The organism is Terriglobales bacterium, from assembly GCA_035487355.1.
Taxonomy (GTDB): Bacteria; Acidobacteriota; Terriglobia; order Terriglobales; family Acidobacteriaceae; genus QIAW01.
Genome location: DATHMF010000016.1, coordinates 61,098 through 74,354 on the forward strand (window position 1 = coordinate 61,098; position 13,257 = coordinate 74,354).

Genomic DNA, 13,257 nt, shown 5'->3' on the forward strand with positions numbered 1-13,257 from the left:
GGGGCATGATCTGACTACCCGGAAATCTGTCTCCTGGCGTTTCTATTTCAAGCTCGCCGTGGGCGAACTGGGGGTCGTCATCGGTACTTCAACTTGTGGGTAATTGAAAGGCTCACCAGACGCTTACAGACGTCGGCGCTACTCACTTGCCTGCCGTTTTTGCCTGCTGGGCCATGCCTTCCCACACCGCCTTACTCAACTCCGACTGGGTTTTTGCGTCAAAGCTCTCCAGCACCAAAACTGTGTTGCCCTGCTGCTCGATTGAAACCAGCCCTTCATCTGTCTTCCAGTGAGTATTAATGCCAGGTGGCGAGGCGGCAGCGGCCTTGGCATCGGGCTCGACATTTGGCTCGGCATTTGGCTGGACATTTGGCTGCTCCTGGCTGGCAAAGCGATAGCGTTGCAGCAGGGTGGAGATGTAAGCCTGCGCGAACTTTTGGGCGCTCTCCGGTGATGACCAGCGTGAAAGATAGAACAAAGCAACGGACTTGGTGGTTACCGGCTCGGCTGCTTTCTTTTCAGCCTTCGCCTTGTCAGAATTTTTATCCGAATCCGCAGATTTCGGATCGGGAGGCTCATGCTTGAGAGCGGCATAATACGCTCCGCCACGCCATTCGTCCGAGAGCTTCTCTGCCAGCTTTTCGTTGGTGAATTGCTTGAGCAACACCATGACATCAAATTGGCCGACCGATCCGACGTCGTAACGCTCATAATCCTTGCCTAACAGCGAAGCCATGTGCGGCAACACAAGCGGCTCCAGCTTTTCGCCGGCAAGATACGCTCCAGGGTTCATAATCTGGCGGCTGTTTTGCGGAGGATTTTTCAGCGCGCCGGCGTAGGCAAGCCCTGCGCCTCCCTTTTCCAGGAGCGCCTGCACAAATCCCAGGCCGTAGCGATACGGGAATCCAAGGGATTCGCGCATGTAGAGCGGAGCATTGGCGTAGATCGGAGAATCATCGTTATTGGAAATATTTTGCTTCAACGCCTCAACAAAGGCGGGGGCTGAAGTGACGGTTTGTCCCGAATCCCTCAGGATGTAATCAATCAGCACGGCCATCCCCTGCCCTTCCACCAGCGCCTGACGGGCGGTTTGCTCTTCGTCGCTCTCGATATCTACCGCGTCCTTGTCGGGTGTCTGCCCTGATTTCTTGATTACCTCTTCGGGATTGCCTGCCAGCCACTTCTTCAAATCGAAGTTCTGGTCCTGGAGGGCGTGGGTGAGTTCGTGCGCCATGACCGGTTTTTGCTGCTCGGCAGGGATCCAATCCATCAGGTAGACGGTCTTGTCTTTAATGTTGTAATAACCTGCAACCTGCTCGCGCATCATCGAGACCATATAGGTGCGCAGATCAAAATTACGCGGCAGGAATCCAAATTTTTTCAACACCATCTCAGAGCTTTGCAGGCGCTTGGCGTCTTCGTCATCATTCAGGCGATCGCTCAGGCCTTGCGCCACCTGGTCGCGGCTGCTGAGCTGACGTTTCACGCTATGCCGAATGAGCAGCTTGGTGTCGTCACTGGCGAACCGCATAATGTCGTCGAGTGAACGAAAGAGTTCATCCGCCTCTTTTGGCGAAAGCTTGCTCTCAGGCTGCGCTTGGGTTGCATGTGCCGTAGCTTGCGCCACCAGCCAGTTGGAAGACGCCAGGCAAAGCAAAAATACAAAGAGATAAATCTGGCTAAAAAACCGGTAAACCGAAGTTTTATAATGGGAGCGGTTGCAGATAGGGGTCATTGGCAACTGGTTGAGTACCTCACCATCATATGTGATTGCCAGGCCTTTTGCTTTGCAGAATATGGAAAACTCCGAAGGCGATCTCCGACAGCAGGCGCAAAAGTACTTCCACCTCGCCTACGAGCGCCAGATGAACGGCGATCTCGATGAGGCCATCACTCTCTACACCCGTTCCATTGAGACCCTGCCCACGGCAGAGGCTTACACTTTTCGCGGCTGGACTTACTGCTTTAAAGAAGACCTCAACCACGCCATCGCCGATTGCCTGGAAGCCATCAAGGTAGACCCGGAGTTTGGCAATCCGTATAACGATATCGGCGCTTACCTGATTCAATTAGGCAAGTGGGATGAGGCCATCCCATGGCTGGAACACGCCATCAGCGCAAAGCGCTACGAGTCGTACTACTTCCCGCATTTCAATCTCGGACGTGTCTATGAACACAAGCGCGACTGGAACAAAGCCAAGAATTACTACAAGCGCGCCTACGAGATGAATCCTCAATACGTGATAGCGTTGCGGGCGTTGAAGCGTCTTGAAGGGAGCTGGAATTAGAAGCTTAACCACAAAGGACACAAAGGAATAACTACAGAGGACACAAAGGAAAAGCAAGAGTTGATTTCATAAATATCGCGGAGAGCTTCGTAGAAAACCGTGGCCTTTAACAAACCCCACTCTAAGTTTTCCTTCGTGTTCCTTTGTGTATACCTTTGTGACCTTTGTGGTTAAGCTTTTCTAGCGCGGTGAAAGCGGAATCTCCACCGTCAGCAACGAAAACGGCGCGAGCTTGATCGGTTTGCTCGCATTGAGCCGTATCTTCTGCAAGGCTATGGATCGGCCCGCGAGTTCTGCACTCAGCGGGGTTTCGTTGATGCGGCCCAACAACTCAGGCGGCAGATCCGGACCGTTATGATCGGTCGCAGCGGGAGCGGCAAGCTGCCATGCGTCCGTCTCGCCTTTAACTCCGGTGAAACCTTTGATGTTCAGCTTCACATAATGCACTTCGGACCAACTGCGGTTGATGAGGTTGACGAAAAGGCGATTGCCTTTGTCGTTTAATGCCGCCACCATTGTCACTTCGGGAACGTTCTTTTCTTCGGTCATGATGCCCAGCGCCGGCGTGTCGTAGGTTTCCCCGCCGGTCACCGTGGACTTCACGAGTTTTGTGCCGAAATGCTGGCTGAAAAGCTGCAAGGCGTAATAGGGCGCCTTGGGTTTGCCGTCGAATGCGACCCAACCCATCGGCGTGCCGTCGGTAAATTTAAAATAATTGGCGATACGCATTTTCGGATGCGAGACGAACACCTGCAGCACCCGCCCGACATAGACGGCGCTGCCCATCGTCTTGATCCGGTCAAGCCAGGTCGGATCGAGCTTGAATGCGTAAAGCGGACCCCACTCTGTCACCGCGATGCCGATATCCTTGCCGGCTTGATATTTGCCGATCGTCTCTTCGATACGGCTCAAATTGCGGTCAATGGCTTCGGGCGCCGCCCAGAGCGCGCGGTAGACATCTTTTGCTTCCGGCTGCCTGGCTTCGAACAACATGGGGAAATAGGCGTTATGCACGGCGACGTAATCGATATCAGGCGCGTCGGCTTGCAGCAACGTCTCCAGCCATTCGGGATAAGGCAGGGTGATGCGGCTGGCATTGCTGTTGGCGATGGCAATCAGCGCGATTGTAGGATCAACCGCTTTCATCGCGTGGGCATACTCCTTAAAACGCGCCGCATAGACTTGCGGATTTACCGCGACCTTAATCACCCCTGGGTTCCCCGGCAGATAGAGCTCGTTACCGACTTCCCAGTAATGCACCTTGATGGGGTCCGCAAACCCGTCTGCCTGGCGGCGAGCATTGCCAGAGGTATTGAAATACTCCACCCATTTTGCAGCCTCTTGCGCCGTTCCGGTTCCGGCATTGACCGTGATGAGCGGCTCTCCTCCTATCGCCCTGGCAAAACGAGTGATTTCCGGAGAGCCCATGATGTTCTTTGAGGTGCCGGGATCGGTGAAATGTTTGGTAATCAGTCGTTTTTCCAGCGGGCCGGTACCATCTTCCCAGTGGTAATAGTCGGAAAATGTACCGCCGGGGAAACGCAGCAGAGAAATGCCTTCATTGCGCGCGGCTGCTTCCAGATCAGAGCGGAAGACGCCCTTGTCATCAATAATGCCGTTGCCGTTATTGAACCATTCGATATTCGTGCCATAAAGCGTGCGCGGAATATCCCTGATATGCGTTTTCGCATCCACCTCGCAGAACGTATCCGCCGTTATCTCCGGTGATTTTGTGTCCGCCGGCGTTCCCGCGGCGGCGAATTCCCATGCAAAAGAAATTGTGCAGACAAGAATTGCACATACAAATGCGGATTTGACTGTCATCACTCTCCCATCCAGCTTTAGTTTTCCTTTGTGTTACTTCGTCCACCTTAGTGCCCTTTGTGGTTAAGCGTCTTAACCGGCTTCGGTTGCGATCCACGCCGCACACTCTTTCGTTCCCAAATTTCCCCCGACATCTGCTGTTGTCTTTTTCTGCCGCACCGCTTCAAACACGGCGGCGTTAATATGTGCCGCCACTGTATTCAACCCGAGATGATTCAGCATCATAGCTGCCGTCAAGATAGCTCCAATTGGATTTGCCACATTCTTGCCCGCCAGTGGCGGCGCCGAGCCATGTACTGGTTCAAACATTGAAGTCCTTCCGGGATGAATATTGCCGCTGGCCGCCATCCCCAAACCGCCCTGCAAGGCTGCCCCGAGGTCGGTGATGATGTCGCCGAACATGTTGTTGGTCACAATCACCTCGAACTGGCGTGGATCGCGCACCATCTGCAGGCACAGCGCATCCACGTACATGTGCGAGGCTTCGATGTTTGCGTGGTCTTTCTCCTGCGCCACCTCTTTGAAAACCCGCTGCCATAATCCGTGCCCGTAGCTCAGGACATTGGATTTATCGGCCATCAACACCTTTTTACGCCCATGATTGCGCGCGTAGCTGAAAGCGTAGCGAATCACACGCTCTACTCCCTTTCGCGTATTGATCTCCTCCTGCACGGCAATCTCATCGGCTGTTCCCTGCTTAAATACCCCGCCGACGTCGCAGTAAAGGCCCTCGGTATTTTCGCGAATCACGGTAAAGTTCACGTCTTTAGGTTCCACGCCCTTAAGCGGCGACAGAGCTGCATCGAGCAGCGTTACCGGACGGACATTGGCGTACAGGTCCATCTTGAATCGCATACCCAGCAGAATCTCCTTGGCATGGATATTCGTAGGTACGCGCGGGTCGCCCAGCGCCCCCAGCAGGATGGCGTCGAAATCACGCGCCAGCATGGCAAAACCATCCGCCGGAATCGTCGTCCCATCTTTTAAATAGCGGTCGGCTGACCAGTCAAACTGGGTCATCTCCACCGGGGCTTTGGCTGCCTGAATCACCTGCACGGCGGCGGCGATGACCTCTTTGCCGATACCATCTCCGGGTACGACTGCAATCTTCTTTTTCTGCATCACGAGAAAACATATCAGGGGATGGAGCGTATGACCAGATTATTCAATCCGGCGATTTCTGCGTCCCGGTGCGACTATTTATAATTAAATGTTCTGCATGGAATTGAAGACCCCACTCTACGACACACTGGCCGGTTCCGGCGCACGCATGGGCGAATACCGTGGTGTGCAAACTGCACTGGGCTGGGGTAATGCCGCTGCGGAGTTCACCACCCTGTATTCAGGGTGCGCTGTTTACGACCTCGGCTGGCGTGCCAAGCTGACCATCACCGGCGAAGACCGTGTACGCTGGATGAACGGCATGGTCACGAATAATATTCGCGATCTTGCCCTCAATTTTGGAAGCTACAATTTTCTATTGAATGCCCAGGGACGCATTCAAGCCGACCTCTATGTTTACAATCGAGGTGAGCACTTGTTGGTGGATACCGATGCCTGGCAGGCATCCAAGCTTTTGGAGACCTTCAATAAATACATCATTATGGATGACGTCGAGGTCTCTGACACCAGCGGCAAACTCACCAGCATAGGGGTTAGCGGAAAAAAAGCCGCAACCCTCCTGCAATCTCTGGGTTTGAAAGTTGGATTGCAAGCTTTGCAAGTACTGGATACAGTCGTAGAAAATGTTGGAGTCTCACTGGTGCGTTCGGACCTGGTGTGCACAGATAAAGACGAGGGTTATGAAATATGGATGTCACCCGACCACGCCGCCACAGTTTGGAAGGCTTTGGTTCGAGCCGGAGCGCAACCAGTTGGGGCGGAGGCGGTTGAACTTGCCCGGGTTGCTGCAGGTCTTCCGCGCTACGGACAGGACATCCGCGAGCGCGATCTGCCGCAGGAGACGGAGCAATCGCGGGCGCTCAACTTCCAGAAAGGCTGTTATGTTGGACAGGAAATCGTTGAGCGTATCCACTCCCGCGGGCAGGTGCATCGTAAATTTACCGGATTTCGTTTCACCGGAGCCGCTCCTGCTCCGGGTGCAAAGATTGAATCTAATGGAAAGGAAGTGGGCGAGATCACCAGCGTTGTTATGCTGCCCCTGGCCAGCGAAGATCGCACCATCGGCTTGGGCTACATCCGGCGCGAAGTTGGCGTCCCTGGCGCCGAAGTAACAGTGAACGGCGCACGCGCCACGGTCAGCAATTTGCCCTTTGAATCCATATGAAAGAAAAAAAACAAGAGCCAGAATTCGTCGTAACCGATCGCCGCAAATTCACGGACGAGGGCCAGCTTCGCCACGAATCGGCAGAGCCTACTGCAGAACAGGCGCCGGAAACTCCGCAGGCTTCAGCGCCCGCTGCGCAGCCGGCCGCAGCTCCGCCAGACTCTACCAAGACCGCGCGGGTTGAGCATCTGCGGGAAGCGCCTCCGGTTACCCAGTCCGAGCACGAAGCCCAGAGCCGCGAATACTCCGAGGGAAACAAGCGCCTGGATGAAGTTCTGCGCGAAAAAACCGGAGGCCGCACCCAGTCTCTGGAAATGACCTTTGAACGGCTGATCGCATCCCTCTACATGACCGCTATGTTGCAACTCGGACTCATGGCACCCGAAGGCGAGCAACCACGCGCCGATATTCTAGGCGCACGCCAGACCATTGACACCATCGGCATCATCAATGAAAAAACCAAGGGCAACCTGACCGTTGCCGAGCAAACTCTTTTGCAGCAGTCGTTGTTTGATTTGCGCATGGCCTACCTGGAGCTCACCAATGCAATCACTCGTCCCCCAGAGGGCGGCGCAAAAGAAGGCCCTGGCGGCCCTGGCTCTATTCTGGGTGCCAAGAGGTGAATGCCACATTAACGGTCCTAGGCAGCGGGACTTCCATGGGCGTCCCGACCCTGGGCTGCACTTGCAAGGTCTGCACCTCACCTGATCCCCACGACAACCGGACCCGGCCGTCAATCACTGTTGCGTACGATAGCCACGTGGTCTTGATTGATACCACTCCAGACTTCCGCGCCCAGGCCATCCGCGAGAGGCTGAGCCGCATAGATGCCATCCTGTATACGCACGCCCACGCCGATCACATACTCGGGTTGGAAGATGTTCGTCCCTTGAGTTTTCGCAACCCAGAGAAGATTCCGCTGTATGCCTATCCGGAAACGGCCGCACAAATCAAGAATTCGTTCAACTACATCTTTGATCCTGATCCGGATTACACCACGCTGGCGCGGGTAGAGCTGCGTCCGCTGAACGGCGACCTGGTTTTGTTTGGAGCGCACTTTCTCCCGGTCAGGCTGCTGCATGGCAAAGCTGAAATTTACGGCTTTCGCTTTGGCCGCGCCGCTTATCTCACCGACTTCAGCGAGATTCCAGAAGACTCAATGTCTCTGTTGCGCGATTTGGATATTTTGTTTCTCGACGCGCTGCGCCACCGCCCACATCCTACGCACTCCAACGTGGAGCATTCGCTGGGCTTGGTCGAGCAATTGCGGCCCAAACGGGCTTTCTTTACTCATATCTCGCATGATCTAGGCCATGAGGAAACCAATGCTGCTTTGCCGCCCAACGTCAGGCTCGCCTATGACGGGTTGAAGCTGGAGTTTGAAATTTACTGAGACCATGCGCATCTTCCACAATCTCGCGGAAGTGCCTGCTGATTTTGGCAGCACCATTGTCAGCGTCGGCAATTTTGATGGAGTGCATCTCGCCCATCGCACGGTTTTGCAGGAGGTAGTAACGCGAGCCAAAGCGCAGCACCTAAAGTCTCTCGCCGTTACGTTTGAGCCGCACCCTGTCCGGATTTTGCGCCCAGACTCTGCGCCCAAACTGGTCACACCTCTGCCTGTTAAGTTGAAGCTTCTGGAAAAAACCGGCTTGGATGCAACGCTGGTGCTTCCCTTCACTCGCGACTTTTCCATCATTCCACCGCGCGAATTTGCCCAGGAGATTCTGCGGCAGCAGCTAAAGGCAGAAGAAGTCCACGAAGGCGCTAATTTCCATTTTGGACACAAAGCAATGGGCAACATCGAGCGCCTGGTGGAATTCGGAAAGGAATTCGGGTTTGAAGTCGTCATTTACCCCGAGCAGAAGATACGCGGCATCACCGTTTCCAGCAGCCAGATTCGCACTCTTCTCGAACGGGGAAACGTAGATCGCGCGCGGCATCTTTTAGGACGAATCTTTTCTATAGCCGCCACTCCCGCCGCAGGACGCGGATACGGGAGCAAATACACCGTGCCCACCATCAACCTGGGCCCTTATGAAGGGCTGGCTCCCGCCCATGGAGTCTACATCACACAAACCGTTATTAACGGCGAATGCTTTGATTCGGTCACAAACGTCGGTAATCGTCCAACGTTTGGGGCTGATTCGTTTGCGATTGAAAGCCACCTGCTGAATTTTCATCCGATCGCGCTTACCCCTGAAACGCCGGTAGAAATCTTTTTTCTGCATCGTCTGCGCGATGAGATTAAATTCCCTTCTGTTGAAGCCTTGCGCGCGCAAATTGCTAAAGATGTGCAGCGCAGCCAGCGTTATTTCCGGGCTTTAAAGTCGTTTTCACGAAAATCATTTTCTCGCCCGTAAGTAAGGAAAGCGGTACAATCTGCGCTTTGCCTTCAACTCATGGCTGCAACCTCTATTTCCTTTTCACAAGTCACTGCCGTCCAGCGCCGTACGCTGATCGCCGCGGCCCTGGGCTGGCTGCTCGATGGTTTCGACGTCATGCTGTACGCGCTGGTCATCACCGCCATCGTGAACGACTTCGGCATCAGCAAGGCCACAGCGGGCAAGATAGCCACGCTCACTCTGCTTGCTTCCGGCATTGGCGGCGTATTCTTCGGATGGATCGCCGACCGCATCGGCCGCACCAAAGCGCTGATGCTCAGCATTCTTACCTATTCTCTCTGCTCCTTCGCCTCTGGTCTTGCCACCTCAGTAGCCATGCTGGCGGCATGCCGTTTTATTCTCGGACTTGGCATGGGCGGCGAGTGGAACACAGGAGCAACCCTAGTCGCCGAAACCTGGCCTACCGAGCTGCGCGCTAAGGCCATCTCGGCCGTACAAAGCTCCTGGGCGCTCGGCTACGCTGCGGCTGCTCTGGTCTCAGGCATTGTTCTCAAGTACTCCAACTGGCGAGTGGTTTTCTTTGTGGGGGTCCTGCCTGCACTGGTCGTCTTTTGGATTCGGAAAGATGTCCCTGAATCCGAAATGTGGCTCACCCGCAAGCACGGAACGACAGCCACGCCGCAAATAGAGTTTTCCGAAATCTTTTCCCGCCCTTACCTTAAAACGACCATGGCGTTGCTGTTCATGAATTTCTTCGGCATGTTCGCCTGGTGGGGATTATTTACCTGGATTCCGAGCTACCTGCAGCTTCCGGTCTCCAAAGGCGGACGCGGCTTCGACGTTGGCTTGATGACCATCATGCTGGTCGCGTTGAATCTTACCGGCATGTTCCCTGGATACGGAACCTTTGGCTGGGTTGCGGATAAGTTCGGCAGAAAAAAATCCTGCGTGCTGTACACGCTCTTGGCCTCGCTTTTGGTGTTGCTCTACGCTCGCGCCACAGATCCTCGCACGCTTCTGCTGCTGGGCACGCCGGTTGCATTCTTCGCCACCGGATTTTTCTCCGGGTCGGGGATCATTGGCAGCGAGGTCTATCCCACGCGCATTCGCGCCCGCGCTCTTGGCTTCACCTACAACGGCGCGCGTACGATAAGCTCAATAGCTCCGACCGTCATCGGATACTTCGGACAAAAATATGGCCTGGGCAGCGCCTTCTATCTTTGTTCCGCATCATTATTTCTTTCGATGCTCAGCGCCACACAATTGCCGGAAACCAAGGGCAAGGTTCTGGAATAAAGTATTTCCGCGCAACCCAGCATTCAAACCGATACCGGAGTTTTTTTCGATATAACGCTGGTGGTCGTTGGTACCTGCACTACCACGGTCGCCGCCAACACAAGCACGATTCCAATGATCTGCCAGAATCCCAGGTGTTCTCCCAAAAATGTAGCGGCAATCAGAATCGTAAAGACAGGTTCCAGGCAACTCGTAACGATGGTACGGGTAGGGTCCAGATGGCGTAATCCAGCGTAGAAAAACGAAAATGGAATCAGCATTGAGCTAAACGCGAACGCTGCCATAAAGATCCATTGCTGACTGGAATAGTGCGCCGCTGCAATCTTCCACGGCGGATTCACTACAATCCAAAATAACGACGCTCCCAACAGGGCGTAAGCAATCACCTGCCAGCGGTCATGCGAACCGAGCAGGGTTCGTCCGTACACGGTATAAAAACAAAACGAAAATGCCGCCAGCAAAGACGCCACAACGCCCATCCAGACCAGGTGCACGCCTTGCTGTCCTACAATTCCGATCACCAGTGCGATTCCCAGCACGGCCGCAACCACAGCAAAAACCCGGGCCAGGGTCACGCGCTCGTAACCGCGTGAAACCATATAGAGCAGCACCCAGACCGGCGCAGTGTATTGCACGATGATGGCAATGGAGACCGACGTCGCAGAAATAGCGTAGTAATAGAAATAGTTTGCGGGCGCTACACCCAGCACGCCCAGTCCCATGCAACGCAGGGCATCTCCACGGCCGATAGCAAAAGCTTTCTTGCCTCGCACGAGCAGCAGCAAAGAGGCAAGCACGAGAAAAGCGATTGTCACCCTGCTCTGCGAGAGAATCTGCACATCGAGTGGCTGCAACGGGGGCAGACCCCAGAGGCTATGTCCGCTGAAGACGGCCTTGCCTGAATTAGCGGAAACTCCCCAGCACAAGGCGGCCGCCGCGATGTAGAAATAACCGCGCCAGGGATGAGGACTCTGCAGGCCCGCAGATTGGGAATTGTTTACGTCGTTAGTCAGAGAGCATCTTCTCGAGCCGTTCGGGATCGAAACCAATCATCACTTCTTCATCCACAATGATTGTGGGAGTCGAGTTGCTTCGGTATTTTTCCACCAGATCGCGTACCGCGTTTGGGTCGGTGCGCACGTCGCGTTCTTCAAAAGCGATTCCCTTGACCTCAAGGAAAGCTTTCACCCACTCGCAGGGTGCGCAGCCATCCTGGCAGAAAACGACTACAGCTTTTTGCTTCATAGCGCATCAGACTAACAAATCGAGGCAAAAGATGCAGAATTTATGCCAGCTCAATCTCGCTCGTAATCTCTGCCGTCTTCTGCAGCATGGCAGAAACCGAGCAATATTTTTCCTTGGAGAGCCGCACGGCATCCTCCGCCGCCTTCCGCGAAACCGCGCCGCTGATTTTGTAGATCAACTTGATGTTGGTATACACGGTCGGCGGTTCGCTCGCGCGCTCTGCCTCAGCGTGGACATCCACTCCGGTAAAGGGCTCACGTTTTTTCCGTAAAATACTGACCACGTCGGTCGCCGTGCATGTGCACAAACCAATCAACACCAGCTCCATGGGCCCCACAGCGGTATTACGCTGGCGATCGGCATCAATCACCATGGCGTGGCCGCTGCCGGCAATTCCTGTAAAACGTTCTCCGTCGGTCCAGCGTGCGCTGGCTGTTACGTGTGACATTGATTTATCTCCGGTTGTCGGTTTGCGGTTCGGGATGAATTAGCACTTTGAAAAGCTCGGGGGCCTCCTGCTTGAAACGGGTCTCCAACGCAGTAGAAATATCGTGGACTCGCGCCAGCGGAAGCTCATCCGACATGGTGCAGTGGCATGAAAGATACATACGGTCGCGCACACGTTTGAACACAACGTCGTGCATGTCGACCACCTCCGGGAATTCGCGCGCGATGTTCTTGAGGCGCGTTTCCAGGTCAGCGTTCTGCTGCATCCGGTCGCCGGGCTCAATGGTAGAGGGCTCGCTCTCGATATGCGTCAGAATGGAAGAAATTTCAGGCACATCCCGGCGCATCTCGCCTTCAATTTGGGTCACAACGTCATGCGCGCTTTTCAGGCTCAGGGTTTCAGCCAGCTCCAGGTGCTGCTCCACGTGCAGCTTCCCTTTCAGGTCCTGCACGCTGACGTCATGCACGTTGAGATTATTGCGCGCCGCAACCGCACGGATACGGTCAAATATATTTTCTGCGCCTGTCGGCCGGGCCAGAGAGTGCACAACCACGTCGGCATCGGGAAGGACGCGCCGCACCGCCTGCGTGACCATGTCGGTGATTTGCTCCGAGCGCTGGAAGGTCACATTGCGCCCCAGGCCCACGGAAAGATCAGCGAAGTATTTGTTCCCTCCGCGGCGGATTCGGGCCCGGTCCACCTCCAGCACTCCGTCAATCCGTGCAACCTCGTTCATAATCTGGGAGCGTACACCCGCAGGAGCGGCATCGAGCAGTGCATCTATCGTCTGGCGTGCCAGCCGCGAGCTGACATACATTACAACACCGGCTACAAACAGCGCCGCCACCGTGTCGGCGTTCTGCAGTTGGGCAATTTGTAACCTTCTCCCGGCCAGAACCAGCAGCAACCCGAGAATGACGACTCCGCTGGAGAGAACATCAGTCCCAAAATGCAACGCATCTGCCTGCAAAGCCTGGCTCTGGTATTTATCGGCAATTTTCTTCAAGGCACGGGAACGCCAGACATCCACGATCATGGAAAAAATCATCACCACAAAAGCAACCCTTGTCGGTTCAATCTCCACGTGGTGGTAAAACAGGCGGCGAATTGCCTCCCAGATAATCCAGACACAAGTCAGCGATAAAAGACCGGTTTCAATAAAGGCAGAAAAATTTTCGACCTTGCCGTGTCCATATTGATGGTCAGCATCTGCTGGTTTGTCCGACACACGCACCGAGAACAATGTGATCAGGGCAGCCACAAGGTCTAACCCGGAATGGGCCGCTTCTGACAGAACACCCAGACTGCCGGTTGCCAGGCCTACAACCAGCTTGAGGCCGGTAACCACTACGGCTGCCGCCACGGAGTTGCGCGCCACCGTGCGCTTTTCCCGGCGCATAACTCGTGCGCTATTTTGGACCTCGGCTCGCGGCATCCCTGCATTATCGCAATTGCCCGCCCACTGTGGCCAGTTTCACAGAGGCTAGAGCCTTGTTTTGGCTGCGGAGCCTCAGACTCCCGTTT

General features: G+C 54.9%; 13 protein-coding genes. 6 read left to right on the forward strand and 7 right to left on the reverse strand.

Annotated features, from left to right (window positions below):
• Positions 1 to 142: 142 nt before the first annotated feature.
• Complete coding sequence (locus VK738_02840) at positions 143 to 1,735, reverse strand: hypothetical protein (protein ID HTD21560.1); 1,593 nt, start codon at positions 1,733 to 1,735, stop codon at positions 143 to 145.
• A 61-nt stretch (positions 1,736 to 1,796) separates the two neighbouring features.
• Between VK738_02840 and VK738_02845 the strand changes: the two genes are divergently transcribed.
• On the forward strand, positions 1,797 to 2,288 hold the full coding sequence (locus tag VK738_02845) for a tetratricopeptide repeat protein (protein ID HTD21561.1): 492 nt from the start codon (positions 1,797 to 1,799) through the stop codon (positions 2,286 to 2,288).
• Positions 2,289 to 2,468: 180 nt separating this feature from the next.
• Here VK738_02845 and VK738_02850 read toward each other — a convergent pair whose 3' ends face one another.
• Positions 2,469 to 4,115 carry a hypothetical protein gene (locus VK738_02850; protein ID HTD21562.1) on the reverse strand — a complete coding sequence of 549 codons (1,647 nt, stop codon included), beginning with the start codon at positions 4,113 to 4,115 and terminating at the stop codon, positions 2,469 to 2,471.
• Positions 4,116 to 4,184: 69 nt separating this feature from the next.
• Entirely contained in the window at positions 4,185 to 5,234 is a 1,050-nt protein-coding gene (locus VK738_02855) for a 3-isopropylmalate dehydrogenase (protein ID HTD21563.1), read from the reverse strand.
• Positions 5,235 to 5,331: 97 nt separating this feature from the next.
• On the opposite strand from VK738_02855, the gene VK738_02860 reads away from it, so the two are divergent.
• Genes VK738_02860 through VK738_02880 form a run of 5 tightly spaced genes read left to right on the forward strand, consistent with a single transcriptional unit; the run spans position 5,332 to position 10,040 of the window.
• Positions 5,332 to 6,399: a glycine cleavage T C-terminal barrel domain-containing protein gene (locus VK738_02860; GenBank protein ID HTD21564.1), complete on the forward strand. Its 1,068-nt coding sequence runs from the start codon at positions 5,332 to 5,334 to the stop codon at positions 6,397 to 6,399.
• On the forward strand, positions 6,396 to 7,022 hold the full coding sequence (locus VK738_02865) for a DUF1844 domain-containing protein (protein HTD21565.1): 627 nt from the start codon (positions 6,396 to 6,398) through the stop codon (positions 7,020 to 7,022). The genes VK738_02860 and VK738_02865 overlap by 4 nt, the downstream gene beginning before the upstream one ends.
• Positions 7,019 to 7,792 (forward strand): MBL fold metallo-hydrolase, encoded by a 774-nt coding sequence (locus VK738_02870; GenBank protein HTD21566.1) that lies wholly within the window; start codon positions 7,019 to 7,021, stop codon positions 7,790 to 7,792. The genes VK738_02865 and VK738_02870 overlap by 4 nt, the downstream gene beginning before the upstream one ends.
• Positions 7,779 to 8,762 (forward strand): bifunctional riboflavin kinase/FAD synthetase, encoded by a 984-nt coding sequence (locus VK738_02875; GenBank protein ID HTD21567.1) that lies wholly within the window; start codon positions 7,779 to 7,781, stop codon positions 8,760 to 8,762. The genes VK738_02870 and VK738_02875 overlap by 14 nt, the downstream gene beginning before the upstream one ends.
• Positions 8,763 to 8,801: 39 nt before the next feature.
• Positions 8,802 to 10,040 carry an MFS transporter gene (locus VK738_02880; GenBank protein HTD21568.1) on the forward strand — a complete coding sequence of 413 codons (1,239 nt, stop codon included), beginning with the start codon at positions 8,802 to 8,804 and terminating at the stop codon, positions 10,038 to 10,040.
• Positions 10,041 to 10,063: 23 nt separating this feature from the next.
• Here the strand turns inward: VK738_02880 and VK738_02885 are convergent, their stop codons facing one another.
• Genes VK738_02885 through VK738_02900 form a run of 4 tightly spaced genes read right to left on the reverse strand, consistent with a single transcriptional unit; the run spans position 10,064 to position 13,132 of the window.
• Entirely contained in the window at positions 10,064 to 11,089 is a 1,026-nt protein-coding gene (locus VK738_02885; GenBank protein ID HTD21569.1) for a DMT family transporter, read from the reverse strand.
• A complete protein-coding gene (locus tag VK738_02890; protein ID HTD21570.1) occupies positions 11,046 to 11,285 on the reverse strand; it encodes a glutaredoxin domain-containing protein in 240 nt (79 codons plus the stop codon). The genes VK738_02885 and VK738_02890 overlap by 44 nt, the downstream gene beginning before the upstream one ends.
• 40 nt (positions 11,286 to 11,325) lie before the next feature.
• Entirely contained in the window at positions 11,326 to 11,733 is a 408-nt protein-coding gene (locus VK738_02895; GenBank protein ID HTD21571.1) for an OsmC family protein, read from the reverse strand.
• 4 nt (positions 11,734 to 11,737) lie between these two features.
• Entirely contained in the window at positions 11,738 to 13,132 is a 1,395-nt protein-coding gene (locus VK738_02900) for a cation diffusion facilitator family transporter (protein HTD21572.1), read from the reverse strand.
• Positions 13,133 to 13,257: the final 125 nt, after the last annotated feature.